The sequence below is a fragment of the Streptomyces sp. YIM 98790 genome (assembly GCF_011421595.1).
Taxonomy (GTDB): domain Bacteria; phylum Actinomycetota; class Actinomycetes; order Streptomycetales; family Streptomycetaceae; genus Streptomyces.
This window is the reverse complement of record NZ_WTLH01000130.1, coordinates 1-17,630: the sequence shown is the minus strand read 5'-3', so window position 1 is coordinate 17,630 and position 17,630 is coordinate 1. Positions and strand designations below refer to the sequence as shown.

The following is a 17,630-nucleotide window of genomic DNA, read 5'->3' as shown; positions in this document are numbered from 1 at the left end:
TGGGGCCGGGGCCGGACGCCGGGCAGGCCCTCGGCGGGCCGGACGCCGCCGGCCCGGAGCGGGTGGCGGCCCTGGACCCGGGCCTCTCCGGCCCGGCTGCCTTCCTGCGCCTGCTGGCCGAGGCCCATGTCCACGGCGCCGCGGTCGACTGGCGGCCGGTCTTCGCCGGCACCGGGGCCCGCCTCACCGATCTGCCCACCTACCCGTTCCGGCACCGGCGCTACTGGCTGGCGGCGGCACCGGCCACGGACGGCGGCGCACCCGCCGTCCCGGCCGGGGAGCAGCCGCTGCCCGGCCCGGCGCAGCCCGGCCCCGAGCGGGCCGCGGAGCTGGCCGGGCTGGCCCTGCGGGACCCGGCGGCGGCCCGGCGGGCCGTGCTGGACGAGCTGTTCGCCGCGACGGCCGGACTGCTCGGCCTCGGTGCGGAGGAGCGGGCCGAGCTGCGCCCGGCCTTCGAGCGGTCGCGGCTCAACGAGACCGGCCTCGACTCGCTGATGGCCGTGCGGCTGCGGGAGTGGCTGCACACCGGCCTGCACGCCGATCTGCCGCTGGGGGTGCTGCTCAGCTCGGGCACCGCCGGGGAGGCGGCGGACCTCGTCTGTGCCCAGCTCGCCGCCCGCGGTCTGGTCACCGGCGGCGCGGAGGAGGGGGACGGCGACGCCGGACTGGAGGTGCTGACCCTGTGATCCCGGCGACCGGCCGCCCGCCGGGCGGAGAGCCCGGGCAACCAGCAGCAGACGACAGGAGGACGCCCCCCATGGCGCAGGACCTGCTTCATGAACTGCACCGGCGCGGCATCAGGCTGCGGCTGGCCGACGACCGCCTGGACGTGCTCTCCCCGCCGGGCGCGCTCACCGCCGAGCTGCGGGACCGGCTGCGGCAGCGGCGGGAGGAGCTGATCGCGCTGCTGCGCCGCGCCGGGGACGAGCGCCCGGCCCCGCTGGTGTCCCGGCCCGCGGAGCGGTTCGACCCGTTCCCGCTCACCGACATCCAGCACGCCTACTGGATGGGCCGCAGCTCCTCCGTCGAACTGGGCGGCATCTCCACGCACTTCTACGCCGAGTCGGAGCGCGACGGCCTCGATCCCGAGCGGGCCGCCGAAGCCCTGCGCCGGGTGATCGCCCGGCACGACATGCTGCGCGCGGTGGTCCTGCCGGACGGCACCCAGCGGGTGCTGCCCGAGGTCCCGCCGTACGAGATCGCCGTGGCCGACCTGCGTGGCCTGTCCCCGCAGGCCCGGGAGGAGGAACTGCTCCGCATCCGCGCCGAGATGCGCCGCCACGAGCTGGCGGCCGACCGCTGGCCGCTGTTCGAGGTCCGCGCCTCGCGGCTGACCGGCCGGCGGGTGCGGCTGCACATGCGGTTCGACATGCTGATCGTGGACGGGCGCAGCCTGGAGACCGTCTACCGGGACTGGCGGCGCTGCTACCGGGACCCGGACGGGTTGCCGGAGCCGCCGCCGGTCTCCTACCGGGACTGCGTGCTGACCGAGCGGGCCCGGCGGTCGCAGGCCGCGTACCGGCGGGCCGAGGAGTACTGGCTGGGCCGCCTGGACGAGCTGCCGCCGCCGCCCGCCCTGCCGCTGGCCGCGCAGCCCGCGCAGATCGGCGTCCCGGAGTTCCGCCGCCGCTCCGCCCGGCTGTCCCGGGACCGCTGGGATGCGGTCAAACGGGCCGCCGCGGCCCGCGGGCTGACGCCGTCGGCGGTGCTGATGACCGCGTTCACCGATGTGCTGCGGCGGTGGACCGGGCAGCCCGCCCTGACGCTCAATCTGACGCTGTTCAACCGGCCGCGGCTGCACCCGCGGATCGACGAGGTGGTCGGCGACTTCACCTCCCTGACCATGCTGGCCGCCGACGGGGCCGGGNGCGACTTCACCTCCCTGACCATGCTGGCCGCCGACGGGGCCGGGGAGAGCGCCGCCGACACCTTCGCGGCCCGCGCCCGGCGGCTGCACGGCCGGCTGCTGCAGGATCTGGAGCACCTGTCCTACAGCGGGGTGCGGGTGCTCCGGGAACGGGCCCGCCGGCAGGGCGGCAGGCCGGGCGCGGTCATGCCGGTGGTGTTCACCAGCCGGCTCGGTGCCACCTCCCGGGACCCCGCCGCCGGCGGCGCCGCGGACCCCGGCGGCCTCCCGGACCCGGCCGCCGCGGACGCCGTAGAGGCCGAAGAGGCCGAAGAGGCCGAAGAGGCCGCGGGCACCGTCGCGGACCGGGACGAGGAGGTCTTCGGCGACCTGGTGCACGCCGCCTCCCAGACCCCGCAGGTGTGGCTGGACCACACGGTCGCCGAGGAGCACGGCGAACTCCTGCTCACCTGGGACGCGGTCGAGCAGCTCTTCCCCGACCGGCTGCTGGACGACATGTTCGGCGCCTACCACGGGCTGCTCACCCGGCTGGCCGGTGAGGAGCCGTGCTGGGACACGGCCGGCTCCCTCATCCCGCTGCCCCGGTGGCAGGCGGCCGAGCGGGCCGCGGCCAACGGCACGGCCGCGCCCCTGCCGGCCCGCACCCTGAGCGGGCTGGTGGCCGAGCAGGCCGCGCGCAGCCCGGACGCGGTCGCCGTGATCGCGGACGACGGGCAGCTCACCTACGGGCAGCTCATGGCCGACGCGCACCGGCTGGCCCGGCGGCTCGCCGGCCTCGGCGCCGCCGTCCCCGGCACCCTGGTCGCCGTCGTCATGGACAAGAGCCGGGAGCAGGTCGCGGCCGTGCTGGGGGCCGCCTGCTCGGGCGCGGCCTATCTGCCCATCGACCCCGGCTGGCCGCGGGCCCGGCGGGACTCCCTGCTGGAGCGCTGCGGGGTGCGGGTGGCGGTGACCTCGCCGGCGCTGCGCGACCGGCTGGACTGGCCGCCGGACGTGACCGTGCTGACCTTCGCCGACGAGGAGGTCCGGGCGGCCGACCCGGCCCCGCCGGAGACCGGGCCGCGGCCGTCGGACCTGGCGTATGTGATCTTCACCTCGGGCTCGACCGGGCAGCCCAAGGGGGTGGTGATCGACCACCGCGGCGCGGCGAACACGGTGCAGGACATCAACTCCCGGTTCCGCGTCGGCCCCGGCGACCGGGTGCTCGGCCTGTCCGCGCTCGGCTTCGACCTGTCGGTGTACGACGTCTTCGGCGTCCTGGCGGCGGGCGGCGCCGTGGTGCTGCCCGCCCCGGAGCGGGCCCACGACCCGGCGCACTGGAGCGAGCTCGTCGCCCGGCACGGCGTCACCGTCTGGAACTCGGTGCCGGCCCTGATGCAGGCCTGGGTGGACAGCGGCCGGCCCGGCGCCCCGGAGGGGACGCGGCTGCGGCTGGCCCTGCTCAGCGGTGACTGGATTCCGGTGACCCTGCCGGACGCGGTCCGCTCCTGGTACCCGGCCGCCGAGGTGATCAGCCTGGGCGGCGCCACCGAGGCGTCCATCTGGTCGGTGTGCTACCCCATCGGCAAGGTCCCCCCGGAGTGGGTGCGCATCCCGTACGGCAAGCCGCTGGCCAACCAGACGCTGCACGTCCTCGACGACCGCCTGGAGCCGTGCCCGGTGTGGACGGTGGGCGAGATCTACATCGGCGGTGCCGGCGTGGCCCGGGAGTACTGGGCCGACCCGGAGCGCACCGCGGAGCGCTTCCTGGTCCGTCCGGAGACCGGCGAACGCCTCTACCGGACCGGCGACCTCGGCCGCTATCTGCCCGGCGGGGACATCGAGTTCCTCGGCCGGAACGACTTCCAGGTCAAGCTCAACGGCTACCGCATCGAGCTGGGCGAGATCGAGGCGGCGCTGCTGCGCCGCCCCGGGGTGGCGGAGGCCGTGGCCGGCGTGGACACCAATCCGCGCACCGGCCGCCGTCACCTGGTGGCCCATGTGGTGCCGGCCGGGGACACGCCGCCCGGCTCGCCCGTGCTGGAGCCGGCCGCGCTGCGCCGGGCCCTGGCGGAGACGCTGCCCGACTACCTGGTCCCGCACCACTTCATGGTCCTGGACCGGCTGCCCACCAGCGCCAACGGCAAGGTGGACCGCTCCGCGCTGCCGGCTCCCTGGGAGGGAGCGGAGGCGGAGCAGGAGCGGGTGGCGCCCCGCGACTGCCTGGAGCGCAGGCTGTTCGAGATCTGGAGCGAGACGCTGGGCAGCGACGACTTCGGCGTGGAGGACGACTTCTTCACCCTCGGCGGCGACTCCCTGCACGCGGTGCACATCCTGGGCGCGGTGCGGGACGAGCCGGGTGTCACGGCCGGCAGCGAGGATCTGCTGCGCTGGATCTTCCAGCATCCCACCATCGCGGGCTTCGCCCGGGTGCTGCGCGAGCAGGCCGGGCGGTGAGCGGCATGGAGCGCAGCGGAGGGACTCCGCGGCCGGTCACCGGGCCGGGCGGCTGGGGGGTGTGCTGGCGGCCCGCCCCGCGGGCCCGGATGCGGCTGCTGTGCCTGCCGCACGCGGGTGCCGGAGCGGGCGTGTTCCGGGCCTGGGCGGCCGGACTCGCCCCGGACATCGAAGTGATCGCCGTCCGGCTGCCCGGGCGGGAGAGCAGGTTCGGGGAACCGGCCCGTACCCGCCTGGAGGACCTGGTGCCCGGGCTGCTGGAGGGCCTGGCGCCCTGGCTGGACCGGCCGCATGCCTGGTTCGGCCACAGCATGGGGGCGCTGCTGGCGTTCGAGGCGTGCCGGCGGGCCGCAGCGGCCGGCCTGCGGCGGGCGGAGCGGCTCCATGTGGCCTGCCATCCGGCGCCCCGCCTGCTGCAGAAGCGCCTCGCGGGCGTCGACTGGTCCTCCGGCGAGGAGCTGACGGCCGGGCTGGAGAAGCTGGGCGGCATCCCCCGGGGCGTGCGGGACGACCCGGCCCTGGCCGCGTTCCTGCCCGTGCTGCGCGCGGACCTGGAGGTGCTGCGCGGCTACCGGTACCGCCCGGGGCCGCCGCTGGACGTGCCGGTCTCGGTCTACGGCGGCACACGGGACGACACCGTCCCCGCGGAGGAACTCGACGGGTGGCGGGAGCACACCACCGCCGGGTGCGAGGTGCGGATGCTGCCCGGCGGCCACTTCTTCCCCCGCGAGGAGCCGGCCGGGCTCCTCGCGGCCATCGCGGCCGGAGCGGCCGGAACCGTGGACCCGGCCCCGGCGGTGCCGGGGCGGAACGAGCGACGAGTGAGGGATTGGTGATGCAGGTGGCCGGCAGTGGGTTCGCGCGGGACGGGGACGCCTTCGCCCGCGGACACGGCAGGGCCGAGTTCCTGGGCAGGACGCGGCTGCTGAAGGACGTCACGGACGAGGGGGAGCACGGCCTCGCGCCGCGCCGCCCCGAGGACTCCCGGGAGAAGACCGCCGAGCAGGTGGAGTCGACGAAGAAGGTCTACCGGCGCTCCACCGCCCCGCAGCCGCGCGAGGGGCTGTCGGTGCCGGCCGCGCCGGACACGCCGGTCTCCGCGACCCTCGGGGGAGCGGCCGGCTTCGACGGCATCAGCTTCCACGAGCAGTACGAGGCGGGCACCGGCCGGTACGCCGGCTCGCAGATCCGCTGGGAGCCGCCGGACCCGGCGCTGGCGGTGGGCAACGGCTATGTGGTGCACAGCGTCAACTGCGCCCTGACGGTCTACGACACCGCGGGCCGGCCGCTCACCCTGCCCACCGCGCTGAACCAGTTCTACCGGCAGCTGCCGGCCAGCCGGCCGGGGGAGGAGCGGGCCTGGCCGCACGCCTCGGGCGACATGCTGGCCGACCCCAAGTGCTACTTCGACCCGGTGGGGGAGCGGTTCCTGCACTCGGTGCTCAAGATCGAGTCGCCGGGGCCGGCCAGCCGGTCCGCCCGCTGCTACATCCTGCTGGCGGTGAGCGCCACGGCGGACCCGACGGGCGAGTGGAAGCTGTTCTCCGTGGACATCACCAGCGACGGCAGGCACGGCACCCCGCCGCTGGCCGAGAACGCCTGCTACAGCTTCCACCCGCTGCTCGGGGGCAACCGCGACGGCATCTTCCTCAGCCTGAACCTGTTCGAGAACATCGAGCCCGCCCCGCCCTGCAAGGGCGCCCAGCTCTACGCCTTCGGCCGCCGCTCCCTGCTGGAGGCCGAGGAGGGCGACGCCCCGCGGTACGCGTACCTCAACACCGCCACCGTGCCCACCGGTGACCCGGACTTCCCGTTCTGGGGCTGGCTCCAGCCCGCGCAGTCGGCGCGGCCGCGCGGCGGCCGGCAGTTCTTCCTGTGCGCGGGCCCGCTCAACGAGAAGGGCATCCCGCGGCCCCTGGACAACCGCCTGGTGGTGTGGTCGCTGACGGGGACGGAGACGCTGGACGGGCCGGAGCCCAGGGTGACGCTCGACCACCGGGTGCTGCACACCGGGCCGATGGGCGCGCCGTTCATCTACGGGGTGACCCAGAAGGAGGGCCCGACGCCGCTGCGGGACGAACTCGGCGACGGCGACCCGGTGCAGAAGCTGGACGGCAAGGCGCCGTGGATGACCCAGGTGGCCGAGCACGACGGGCTGCTGTTCGGAGCGGTGAACACGCTCCTGGCGGCGCCGGACCGGCGGCCGGGCGGGGAGCGGCTCGGCATCGCCTACGTCGTGGTCTCCGCGGCCGAGACCAGCGGCGGACTGGAGGCGCGGGTGCTGCGGCACGGCTATCTCGCCGTCGAGGGGCAGCACGTGTTCGACCCGGCGATCGCCCTGAACGCGGCCGGGCGGGGTGCCATGACGTTCACCCTGAGCGGTCCGGACCACTACCCGAGTGCCGCCTTCGTCCGCTTCGAGCGGGACGGGGTCCGCGGGCCGGTGCACATCGCCGCGGCCGGGGCCGGGCCCGAGGACGGCTTCACCGGCTACTCCGCCTTCACCGGCAACGGTGTGCCGCCGGGCACCTCCCGGTGGGGCGACTACACGGCGGCCGTCACCGACGCCGACGGGGCGGTCTGGATGGCGAACTCCTACATTCCCGACGCGCCGCGCAGCCGCTGGGCCAATGTGGGCACCCACATCTGCCGGCTGCCCCTGCCGGGCTGATCTCTCTCCCCTCTCCCTCTCCCACTCCTTCCCCTTCTCCTTCTCGCTCTCCCTCTTCCTCTTCCTCTTCCTCTTCCCCTCCCCCTCCCCGGTGGCCGGGCGCGGGCCGCGCAGTGCCCGCGCGGCCCGCGCCCGGCCACGCCGGCGGTCACAGCGGGAGCCCGGCCTCCAGATGGGCCAGGGCGTCGTCCAGCGCGGCGACGATGTCCATCTCCGGGTGCCGGGCCCACTCCAGCCAGACCGCCAGCATCACGCCCATCACGGCACCGGTGAAGGAGCGCACCGCGGGCTCGTCCGGCTCCCGGCCGGTCCGTTTGGCGACCTGCTCGCGCAGCATGGTCATGGACCCGGTGATGTTGCCCAGGGACGCCGCCCACAGCTCGGGCTCGGTCAGCATCAGCAGTTCCCGGTCCCGGTCCTCGTCCAGCTCGGTGGGGCTGGCGCCGCTCAGGGTGGTGCGGATGGCGGCCCGCAGGGCCGGGAGCGGGCCCATCTCCGGGGGCAGCCGCTGGAAGATCTCGATGAACCGCGGGTCGTAGCCGTCGGAGACGACCAGGTCCTCCTTGGCCGGGAAGTACCGGAACACGGTGCTCACCGACACCTCGGCCGCCTCGGCGATCTGCTCCATGGTGGTGGCCTGGAAGCCCTGCTCGCGGAAGAGACGCAGCGCCTGCCGCCGGATCGTCCTCTTGGTCTTGAGCTTCTTGCGCTCCCGGAGCGGAGGCGCGGGCCGACCGTGGTGGGGCTGCTCTTTCATGACCCAATTCTGCATGGTCCGCCCGGTGCGGCCCGGGGCTTTTCCGCTCGGGCGGCTCCCGCATGCGGGCGTTGATGACTTTTGTAAGTGACTACCAATTGACATGAGACTCTCTTAAGGCGGTAGACTCCCAGGAGAGCCGGGGCTCGGGGGCCCGGTGACGTGCCCGGCGTGCACGCCCGGACGTCCGGGAGGCACATGTCCCGATTCGGAGGTCGTCATGGCCACGTTCCTGTACCGGCTGGGCCGCTGGTCCTACCGGCGGCGCAGGCTCGTGCTCGCACTCTGGCTGGCGCTGCTGGCCGCCACCGGAGCCGTCGCCGCCGCGCTCTCGGAGGAATCCACCGCCATCGGCTCCTCCGTGCTGCCCGGCACCGAATCCCAGCGCGCGCTCGACCTGGTCAAGGAGCGGTTCCCCGAACAGCCCGTGGACGGCGCGAGCGCCCGCGTCGTCTTCGCGGCACCGGAGGGCCAGGAACTGGACGACCCCGGCCCGCGGCAGGCCGTCGAGAGCGTGGTCGGCTCGCTGGGCGAGGCCCCCCAGGTCGCCTACGCCTCCGACCCGTTCCAGACCGGCGCGGTCTCCGAGGACGGCCGCGTCGGCTACTCCGAGGTCACCTACGCGGTCCCCGGCGAGGACGTGACCGACGACGCCCGGGACGCCCTCACCTCGGCCGTCGAAGCGGGCCGCGACGCCGGCCTGACCGTGGAGGTGGGCGGCGACGCCCTGGAGCCGCAGCCCGAGCTGAGCGTCCTGGAGATCGTCGGCGTGGTGATCGCCGGCCTGGTGCTGATCGTCGCGCTCGGCTCGTTCGTCGCCGCCGGACTGCCCCTGCTCACGGCCTTCGTGGGCGTCGGCATCGGCCTGCTGGGCATCGCCGCCGTCGGCAGCCTGGTCACCCTCAACCGCGACGCCGCCGTGCTCGCCCTCATGCTCGGCCTGGCCGTCTCCATCGACTACGCGCTGTTCATCGTGATGCGCCACCGCAGCGAACTGGCCGCCGGCCGCGAACCGGAGGAGGCCGCCGGCCGCGCGGTCGGCACCGCCGGCTCCGCCGTGGTCTTCGCCGGCCTGACGGTGATCATCGCCCTCGCCGGGCTCAGCGTGCTCGGCATCCCCCTGCTCACCGAGGACGGCTTGGCCGCGGCCGGCACCATCGCCGTGGTGGTGCTGGTGGCGCTGACCCTGATGCCCGCGCTCCTCGGTTTCGCCGGCCGGCGGGTCACGGGCCGCGGCGGCCGGATTCTCGGCGTCTTCCGCGGCCCCGACGCGGCCGCCACCGGCCGCCCCACGGCCGGCCGCCGCTGGGCCGAACTCGTGACCCGGCGGCCCCGCTCGGTACTGCTGATCGGGGTCCTGACGCTCGGCGTGATCGCCCTGCCCGCCGCCGACCTGAGGCTGGGCATCCCCGACGACGGGACGGCCGCCGAACACACCACCCAGCGCCGCGCCTACGACATGCTCGCCGAAAGCTTCGGCCCCGGCGTCAACGGCCCCCTCGTCACCGTGGTGGACGCGGCCGGCGCCGACGACCCGCGTGCCGCGGCGGAGCGGACCGCCGAACTCATCGGCGGCCTGCCCCGCGTCGCCGCGGTGGCACCCCCCGCCTTCAACGAGCAGGGCGACACCGCCCTGGTCGAGGTCACCCCGGCCGCCGGGCCGGCCGCCGAGGAGACCGAGGAACTGGTCGCCGCCATCCGCGAGCGGACCGACCGCATCGAGGACGAGACCGGCGCCGTCATCGAGGTCACCGGCCAGACCGCCCTGGACATCGACTCCTCCGCCAAGATGGGCGACGCCCTGCGGCCCTACCTGTCGATCATCGTGGGCCTGGCACTCGTCCTGCTGCTGCTGGCCTTCCGGTCGGTGCTCATCCCGGTCAAGGCGACCATCGGCTACCTGCTCACCGTGGCCGCCACCTTCGGTGCCGTGGTCGCCGTCTTCCAGTGGGGCTGGCTGTCCGGCATCACCGGCATCGAGCAGACCGCCCCGATCTACAACCTGCTGCCCATCCTGCTGGTCGGCATGTCCTTCGGCCTGGCCATGGACTACCAGGTCTTCCTCGTCACCCGGATGCGCGAGGAGTACGCCCACGGCACCGCGCCCGGCGAGGCGGTGGTGGCCGGCTTCGCCCACGGCGCCCGCGTGGTGACCGCCGCCGCCGTCATCATGATCAGCGTCTTCCTCGGCTTCTTCCTCTCCGAGGACCTGGCCCTGAAACTCTTCGGGTTCACCCTCGCCGCGGCCGTCCTGTTCGACGCCTTCGTGGTGCGCATGACGCTGATGCCGGCCGGCATGGCGCTGCTCGGCCGCAGCGTGTGGTGGCTGCCGCGCCGCCTGGACCGCGTCCTGCCGCACGCCGACATCGAGGGCGTCCGCCTGCAGGCCGGGACCGGCACCGCGACCCCCGGGAACGACGAGACCGGCCGCCGCCCCAGGGCCGGAGCCGGAAGCGGACACCTGCCCTGACCGGCCGGCCCGCGCCCGCCCGCGCCGGCCCCCCGGACCCCTGCGACACGCCGCCGCCCAGACCCCCGTACGGCTCCGGCGTGTCGCAGGCTTTTCCGCGTCCCGGACAGCTCCCGTACCCGCCCCACCCCTACCCGTTTCAGGGGCGCTGTTTCCCCCGATAGGGGCTGACTCGGCGAACGGTATTCCCTAGCCTCACGAAAGGCCCACCCGGGTGATGAATCGCCCCGGGAAGGCGGCGGAAGAATGGTGTGAGCCCTCGGAGGACAAATGAAGTACGGAATTTCCCTGCTGCCCGACTGCGCTCCGGAGACCCGGTCGCCCACCGCATACTTCGACGATGTGCTGCGCCTCGCGGAACTCGGTGAGGAACTCGGCCTGCATTACGTCAAGATGACCGAGCACTACCTCGACCGGGCCGGCGGCTACTGCCCCAGCCCGCTCACCTACCTCGCCGCCGTCGCCGCCCGCACCCGGCGCATCCGGCTCATGACCGGCGGCATCCAGGCCTCCTTCCACCACCCCATCCAGATCGCCGCCCATGCCGCCCAGGTGGACGCGATGAGCCACGGCCGGCTCGACGTCGGCTTCGTCCGCGCCTTCCTGCCCTACGACTTCGAGGCCTTCGGCGTCGACATGACCGGCAGCCGGGCCCGCTTCCAGGCCACCGTGGACGCCGTGGTGCGGCTCTGGACCGAGGAGAAGACCAGCGAGGACACCCCGTACTTCAGCTACCGCGACGCCACCAGCTACCCGCCCACCGTGCAGCGCCCCCACCCGCCGGTGTGGATCTGCGTGGCGATGTCGGAGGCCAGCTTCCGGTACGCCGGCGAGCGCGGCCACAACCTCATGATCACCGCCACCCCGCAGCCCGAGACCTACGACCAGGTCCGCAAGATGATCGAGATGTACCGCGACGTCTACCACGAGCACCACGGGGACTCCGGCCGCACCCCCCTGGTGGCCGCCGGCGTGCCCCTGGTGGTCGCCCCCACCGACGCCGAGGCGGACGCCGACGCCCGCCGGTACATGCGCTCCTACCTGGACGTGTGGGGTGCCGCCTCGCAGTCCCTGACATCGGTGAACTCCCCCGACTACGCCGGCTACTCCAAGATCATCGAGCGTTACCTCACCATGGACGACGACACCGCCGTCGCCGGCACCATGTACGGCTCCCCCGCGACCGTGGCCCGCAAGATCCGCGATCTGGAGGACGCCCTGCCGCTGGACGTGATCCTCTGGCAGCTCGACTGCGGCGGCCAGGACTACGCCACCATGTCCCGCAGCCTGCGCCTGTTCGCCGAGGAGGCCCTGCCGCTGGTGCGCTGACCACGCCCGGCGATCCGCGCCCCGCGCCCCGCGCCCCGCAGCCCACCGGACGGAGACAGACCTGTGGCACGTTCGGACCTTGCCCGCAGTGCACCACCCCTGCCCACCCCACCCGTCGACCCCCGGTCGCTGCGCACGGTGTACCGCAGCCTCGCCACGGGTGTCACCGTCGTCGCCGCCGACTCGGACACCGGGCCGGCCGGCGTCGCCGTCAACTCCTTCACCTCGGTGTCCCTGGAGCCGCCGCTGGCGCTGTTCTGCATCAGCCGCACCTCACGCACCTGGCCGGCCATCGAGGCGGCCGGCCGGTTCGCGGTCAGCTTCCTGACCGGCGAACAGGAACACGTCGCGCGCCGGTTCTGCGCCTCGGGCGTGGACCGGTTCGCCGGACAGCACCTGGTCACCGCCGTCACCGGCGCGCCGATCCTCGCCACGGCGGCCGGCTACGTCGACTGCCTGCTCGCCCGGGTCGTCGAGGGCGGGGACCACCACGTCGTACTGGGGCGGGTCGTCGCCGCGGGCGTACTGCACGAGGCACGCCCGCTCGTCTTCGCCCACGGCGACTACCACAGCGGATGATGCCGGCCGGGGCCGCGACCCGGCCCCGGACCCCGCCTCCGCCGCGGGCAGCCGCCCTGCCGCCCTGGCAGGGGTGCACCCCTTAAACCGCCCGGAAAAAAATTGGGGTTCTCAGCACCCGCCTCCGCTGCCACTCTGGTGAATACCGCGCGATATCCGCTCGCCGGCCCCGGAAGACGGATTTCACGCACCCCTTTGCCGAGGATTTCCGGCGGCGAGAGCGGCCCCCGCCCCCGCCCTCCGGGCTGCCCCCGTGCGTGGGACCACACGTTACGGAAACCCACTCCGCCGCCGCCAGACGGGGAAAGGTGCCCCATGCCCTCCGACGCATTTCTCGCCATGTTCCGCGAACACGCCCGGCGGAACCCGAAAGCCCCCGCGCTCACCGGGGAACGGGAAACCGTCAGCTACGGCGAGCTGGCCGCCGACACCGCCCGCATGGCGGCACACCTGCGGCACCGCACGCCCGCGCCCGGCCGGCACCGCCCCCTCGCCATCCCCGCCCACAAGTCCGCCGCGACCATCGCCCTCCTCATCGCGGCACTCGCCGAGGAACGGCCCGTCCTGCTGCCGTCCCCCGACCTCGGCGCCGACACCCTGCACGCGCTCGCCGCCCGGACCGGCGCCGACCACATCCTGACCCGCCGGGACAGCGGCCCGCCCGACGCCGAACCCGTCACCCGGGACCCGCACGCCCACCCCCTGCCGGACGGCGTCCGCCTGCTCCTCACCACCTCCGGCTCCACCGGGCTGCCCAAGGTCGTGCCGCTGCCCGCCCGCGGCGCCGACTCCTTCCTGGCGTGGGCCGGCAACCGCTTCGGCATCGGCCCGGGCACCCGGGTGCTCAACTACGCCCCGCTCAACTTCGACCTGTGCCTGCTCGACATCTGGACCACGCTCAGCCGTGGCGGATGCGCCGTCCTGGTCGACCCGGACCGTGCCACCGACGGCAGCCATCTGCGCGCACTCATCGCCGGCCACACCGTCCACGTCGTCCAGGGCGTACCCCTGATGTACCGCACCCTGTGCGACGCCGAACCCGACGGCGAGCCCCTCACCGGCCCCCGGCACGTCCTCTTCACCGGCGACATCATGCCCGCCGCCCTGCTGGCCAGGCTGCCGCGGCTGTTCCCGGAGGCGGCCTTCGCCAACATCTACGGCTGCACCGAGACCAACGACAGCTTCCTCCACGAGGCGGACCTCACCGCCCCGCACGAGGACCGCCCCCTGCCCATCGGACGCCCCCTGCCCGGCGTCCGGGCCCGGCTGGAGGACCCCGAAGGCCGGCCGCTCACCGGCCCCGGCATCGGCGAACTCGTGGTCCGCACCCCCTTCCAGACACCGGGCTACCTCGACCCGGACCTCAACGCCCACGCCTTCGTCACCCGCACCGACGAGGACGGGACCCACACCTACTTCCGCAGCGGCGACCTGGTACGGCGCCACCCCGACGGCACGCTCACCCTGGTGGGGCGCAACGACTTCCAGGTCAAGGTGCGCGGCACCCGCGTCAACACGCAGGAAGTGGAACAGGTCCTGCTCGCCCACCCCCAGGTCCGCGAGGCGGCCGTACTGGCCCTCCCCGACGACGCGGCCGGCCACCGGCTGACCGCCGTGGTGCGCCGCGCCCCCGAATCCGGGCTGGGCACCATCGCGCTGCGCCGGCACTGCGCCCGGCGGCTCGTCAGGGCGGCCATCCCCTCGCACGTGCGGATCGTCGACGAGCCCCTGCCCCGGGGCTCCACCGGGAAGATCGACCGCGCCGCACTGAGCACCACCACTGCCGGCGCTGCCACCACTGCCGGCGCCGCCGGCACGACGACCACGACCCGCACCCGGTGAGGCCGCCGGACACACCTGACCCGGCGCCGCACCCCACTTCAGGAAAACCAACGGAAGAAAGAGAGCGGAACATGTTCATACGGGAGAAGGAGAAGACGCCCCCCGTCGAATGGGGCAACGGCCTCAGCCACCGGCTCGTCGTCGCCACCGACCGCATGGGATTCACCATCGCGGACACCCTGGTACGCGCCGGAACCAAATCGCGGCTCCAGTACCGCAGGCATCTGGAGGCGTGCTACTGCATCAGCGGACGCGGCCAGGTCCTCAGCGCCGACGGATCGGTCCAGTACGACATCAGGCCCGGCGTGCTCTATGCCCTGGACCGGCACGACGCGCATTTCCTGATCGCCGACACCGGCCAGGACCTCCGCCTGATCAGCGTGTTCAACCCGCCGCTGCGCGGTGACGAGGTGCACAGCCTCGACGAGACCCGGTTCTCGGAGTACTGACCCCACCGCCACCCGCCCGCCTGCCGCCGACCGGCCACCCGCACGGCCGTCCGAGTCCGCCAAGGCGAGGTTCCGCCGAAAGGTGAGAAGTTGATGCAGTGGAACAGCGAGCAGCAAGAACTCCGCGACGCGGCGGTCCGGCTCGGAACGGCACTGAGCACCGGATATCTCGAACGTGACAGCGCCGCGGAATTCCCCCGCGACGAGTGGAAGCGCCTGAGCGAATCCGGCCTCCCCGCCCTCCCGTTCGACCGGCGCTTCGGCGGCCTGGAACAGGACCTGCTCACCACCATGTACGTCCTGGAGGGTTTCGGCCACGGCTGCCGTGACACCGGACTCAGCTTCTCCCTGACCACCCACATCGTCAGCACCGGCATCGCCCTCCAGCACTTCGGCTCGCCCGCGCTCCAGGAACGCTTCCTGCCCGGCATCTGCACCGGTGACCTGATCGGCGCCCACGCCATCACCGAGCCCGACGCCGGCTCCGACATGCTCGCCCTGCGGACCTCGGGCCGGGTCGACGGCGACGAACTCGTCCTCAACGGCAGCAAGGCGTACGTCACCAACGGGCCGGTCGCTGACCTGATCGTGGTCTACGTGAAGACCGACCCGGAAGGCGGGCCGTTCGGCACCACCGCCGTCCTGGTGGAACGCGACCGCGAGGGCCTCACCGTGGGCCGCCCGGTCTCCAAAATGGGACTGCGCACCTCACCCCTCAGCGAACTCTTCTTCGACGACTGCCGCGTCCCCCTGGAGAACATCATCGGCGGCCGGGGAGCGGGATTCCTGGTCTTCGACCACGTGATCAGCTGGGAAGTGCTGTGCTCCTTCGCGGTCAACGCCGGAGAAATGCAGCACCGGCTGGAAAAGACCCTCGACCACGCCAGGAACCGCACACAGTTCGGCAGCCCCATCGGCTCCTTCCAGGCGGTCGCGCACCGCATCGTCGACATGCGCATCGCCGTGGACACCGCCCGGCGCGCACTCTACGACGCCGCGCTCCGCGTCAGCCGCAACGAGGAGGCCACCGTCGATGTCGCCATCGCCAAACTCCTCACCAGCGAGGCCAACATGGCGACCGCCGTGGCCGCCGTCCAGACCTACGGGGCACACGGATACATGACCGAATCCGGAGCGGAACACGACGTACGCGGCGCCCTCGCCGGCCTCATCTACTCCGGCACCAGCGACATCCAGCGAAACCGGATCGCCAGGATGATGGGCCTCAACACCACCGTATCCAGCTGATATTCACCCGCCCACCCGACTCGATTTCCCTTCAAGTTCGGTTCCTGACCCGGAAGGCAAAGGCTCAGATGTCGGACGACAAGAAGATCCTCGACTACCTCAAGCGAGTGACGGCGGACCTGCACAAGACCCGCCAACGTCTTCTCGAAGCCGAATCGGACCGGCACGAGCCCATAGCCGTGGTGGCGATGGCATGCCGCTATCCGGGCGGGGTGCGCTCTCCCGAGGACCTGTGGGACCTGCTGGTCTCGGAGACCGACGCGATCAGCGAGTCCTTCCCGGCCGACCGCGGATGGCCCGAGGACCTCTACGACTCCGACCCGGACCGCTCCGGCAAGACCTATGCCCGGGGCGGCGGCTTCCTGGACGACGTCGCGGGGTTCGATGCGGAGCTGTTCGGGATCTCGCCGCGTGAGGCGCTGGCGATGGACCCGCAGCAGCGGCTGCTGCTGGAGACCTCCTGGGAGGTGCTGGAACGCGGGGTGGGCGACCCGCGGTCCCTGCGCGGCAGCGCCACGGGCGTCTTCGTCGGCGCCTCGAACTCCGGATACCTTCCCGACATCGCCCGGGCCGCCGAGGACGTCGAGGGATACGCCCTGATCGGAAACCTGGCCAGCGTGCTGTCCGGCCGGGTGTCCTACACCTTCGGCCTGGAAGGCCCGGCGGTGAGCGTGGACACGGCGTGCTCCTCCTCACTGGTCTCGATTCATCTGGCGGCGCAGGCGTTGCGGCGTGGGGAGTGCTCCCTGGCCCTGGCCGGCGGCGTCACCGTGATGGCCGGCCCCTCCGGCCTCATCGAATTCGCACGCCAGCGCGCCATCTCCCCGGACGGCCGGTGCCGTGCCTTCTCCGCGGACGCGGACGGCACGGGCTGGAGCGAGGGTGTGGGGTTGGTGTTGTTGGAGCGGTTGTCCGATGCGCGGCGTCTGGGGCATCGGGTGTTGGCGGTGGTGCGGGGTTCTGCGGTGAATCAGGACGGTGCCAGTAGTGGGTTGACGGCGCCGAATGGTCCTTCGCAGCAGCGGGTGATCCGGCGTGCTTTGGCGGATGCGGGGTTGGGTGCGGGTGAGGTGGATGCGGTGGAGGCGCATGGCACCGGTACCCGGCTGGGGGATCCGATCGAGGCGCAGGCGTTGCTGGCCACTTATGGGGAGGGCCGGGAGCGTCCGTTGTGGTTGGGGTCGGTGAAGTCGAACATCGGTCATGCGCAGGCGGCTGCGGGTGTGGCGGGTGTGATCAAGACGGTGCTGGCGTTGCAGCACGGGATGCTGCCGCGGACGCTGCACGCGGAGGAGCCCTCCCCGCTGGTGGACTGGTCAGCGGGCAATGTCTCCCTGCTGTCCCGGTCACAAACCTGGGAACCGGTCCCGGGCAGGCCCCGCCGTGCCGGGATCTCCTCCTTCGGAGTCAGCGGCACCAACGCCCACGTCATCGTCGAAGAAGCCCCCCGGAACCAGCAGCCCGACAAGCAGGACCAGCCCGACCAGCAGCCGGCCGAGTCCCAGGCCACACTCCCCGTGCTGGAGCCCACGGACTCCGTGTCGTGGGTGGTGTCGGGGGGTAGTGGTGGGGGTTTGCGTGGTCAGGTGGAGCGGTTGCGGGATTTCGCTTCGGGTTGTGGTGATGTGGATGTGGTGGGGGTGGCGCGGGGTCTGGCCGGTCGTGCTGCGTTGCGGCATCGGCTGGTGGTGCAGGGCCGTGATGGTGCGCAGTTGCTGGCGGGTCTGCAGGCTCACCTGACGGGCACCGACCCCTCTCCCGCCTCCTCCTCGTCTCCCGCCTCCTCCTCGTCTCCCGCCTCGTCTTCGGCCTCTTCCGCCTCGTCTTCCTCGTCTTCGGCCTCCTCTGCCTTGTCCTCTTCCTCGTCGTCGTCCTCCTCCTCCTCGTCGTCGTCGTTGGTGGTGCGGGGGGTGGTGGGTGAGGGTTCGGTGGTGTTCGTCTTTCCTGGGCAGGGGTGGCAGTGGCCGGGGATGGGGCGGGGG

12 protein-coding genes are annotated in these 17,630 nt (G+C 73.3%); 11 read left to right on the top strand and 1 reads right to left on the bottom strand.

The window, feature by feature from the left end; genetic code table 11:
* The 4 genes from GQS09_RS19825 to GQS09_RS19810 all read left to right on the top strand — a co-directional run.
* Positions 1 to 686 (top strand): phosphopantetheine-binding protein (locus GQS09_RS19825; protein WP_243761585.1); only part of this gene is annotated, 686 nt, incomplete at its 5' end.
* A 71-nt stretch (positions 687 to 757) separates the two neighbouring features.
* Positions 758 to 4,303 carry a non-ribosomal peptide synthetase gene (locus tag GQS09_RS19820; RefSeq protein ID WP_165988155.1) on the top strand — a complete coding sequence of 1,182 codons (3,546 nt, stop codon included), beginning with the start codon at positions 758 to 760 and terminating at the stop codon, positions 4,301 to 4,303.
* A 5-nt stretch (positions 4,304 to 4,308) separates the two neighbouring features.
* Entirely contained in the window at positions 4,309 to 5,139 is an 831-nt protein-coding gene (locus GQS09_RS19815) for a thioesterase II family protein (RefSeq protein WP_165988152.1), read from the top strand.
* Entirely contained in the window at positions 5,136 to 6,974 is a 1,839-nt protein-coding gene (locus GQS09_RS19810) for a hypothetical protein (RefSeq protein ID WP_165988150.1), read from the top strand. Before GQS09_RS19815 ends, GQS09_RS19810 begins: the two co-directional genes overlap by 4 nt.
* A gap of 148 nt (positions 6,975 to 7,122) precedes the next feature.
* Here GQS09_RS19810 and GQS09_RS19805 read toward each other — a convergent pair whose 3' ends face one another.
* On the bottom strand, positions 7,123 to 7,731 hold the full coding sequence (locus GQS09_RS19805; RefSeq protein ID WP_165988148.1) for a TetR family transcriptional regulator: 609 nt from the start codon (positions 7,729 to 7,731) through the stop codon (positions 7,123 to 7,125).
* A 220-nt stretch (positions 7,732 to 7,951) separates the two neighbouring features.
* Here GQS09_RS19805 and GQS09_RS19800 point away from each other — a divergent pair, with 220 nt between their 5' ends.
* The 7 genes from GQS09_RS19800 to GQS09_RS19770 form a co-directional block, all read left to right on the top strand.
* Complete coding sequence (locus GQS09_RS19800) at positions 7,952 to 10,201, top strand: MMPL family transporter (protein WP_165988146.1); 2,250 nt, start codon at positions 7,952 to 7,954, stop codon at positions 10,199 to 10,201.
* 270 nt (positions 10,202 to 10,471) lie between these two features.
* Complete coding sequence (locus GQS09_RS19795; RefSeq protein WP_165988144.1) at positions 10,472 to 11,530, top strand: LLM class flavin-dependent oxidoreductase; 1,059 nt, start codon at positions 10,472 to 10,474, stop codon at positions 11,528 to 11,530.
* A 63-nt stretch (positions 11,531 to 11,593) separates the two neighbouring features.
* Positions 11,594 to 12,109, top strand: coding sequence for a flavin reductase family protein (locus GQS09_RS19790; RefSeq protein WP_165988142.1), 516 nt, complete (start codon positions 11,594 to 11,596; stop codon positions 12,107 to 12,109).
* 315 nt (positions 12,110 to 12,424) lie between these two features.
* Entirely contained in the window at positions 12,425 to 13,951 is a 1,527-nt protein-coding gene (locus GQS09_RS19785) for an AMP-binding protein (protein WP_165988140.1), read from the top strand.
* A gap of 71 nt (positions 13,952 to 14,022) precedes the next feature.
* Positions 14,023 to 14,400, top strand: a complete 378-nt coding sequence (locus GQS09_RS19780; RefSeq protein ID WP_165988138.1) for an ectoine synthase — start codon at positions 14,023 to 14,025, stop codon at positions 14,398 to 14,400.
* Between the two features lie 90 nt (positions 14,401 to 14,490).
* A complete protein-coding gene (locus GQS09_RS19775) occupies positions 14,491 to 15,648 on the top strand; it encodes an acyl-CoA dehydrogenase family protein (RefSeq protein WP_165988135.1) in 1,158 nt (385 codons plus the stop codon).
* Positions 15,649 to 15,716: 68 nt separating this feature from the next.
* On the top strand, positions 15,717 to 17,630 hold a 1,914-nt coding region (locus GQS09_RS19770), incomplete at its 3' end, for a beta-ketoacyl synthase N-terminal-like domain-containing protein (RefSeq protein WP_207958045.1).

What these genes read in the sequence shown, in the direction of transcription:
- GQS09_RS19785 (WP_165988140.1), top strand. Translation starts at nt 12,425, where the DNA reads ATGCCCTCCGACGCATTTCTCGCCATGTTCCGCGAACACGCCCGGCGG.
- GQS09_RS19800 (WP_165988146.1), top strand. Translation starts at nt 7,952, where the DNA reads ATGGCCACGTTCCTGTACCGGCTGGGCCGCTGGTCCTACCGGCGGCGC.
- GQS09_RS19805 (WP_165988148.1), bottom strand. Translation starts at nt 7,731, where the DNA reads ATGAAAGAGCAGCCCCACCACGGTCGGCCCGCGCCTCCGCTCCGGGAG.
- GQS09_RS19780 (WP_165988138.1), top strand. Translation starts at nt 14,023, where the DNA reads ATGTTCATACGGGAGAAGGAGAAGACGCCCCCCGTCGAATGGGGCAAC.
- GQS09_RS19795 (WP_165988144.1), top strand. Translation starts at nt 10,472, where the DNA reads ATGAAGTACGGAATTTCCCTGCTGCCCGACTGCGCTCCGGAGACCCGG.
- GQS09_RS19815 (WP_165988152.1), top strand. Translation starts at nt 4,309, where the DNA reads ATGGAGCGCAGCGGAGGGACTCCGCGGCCGGTCACCGGGCCGGGCGGC.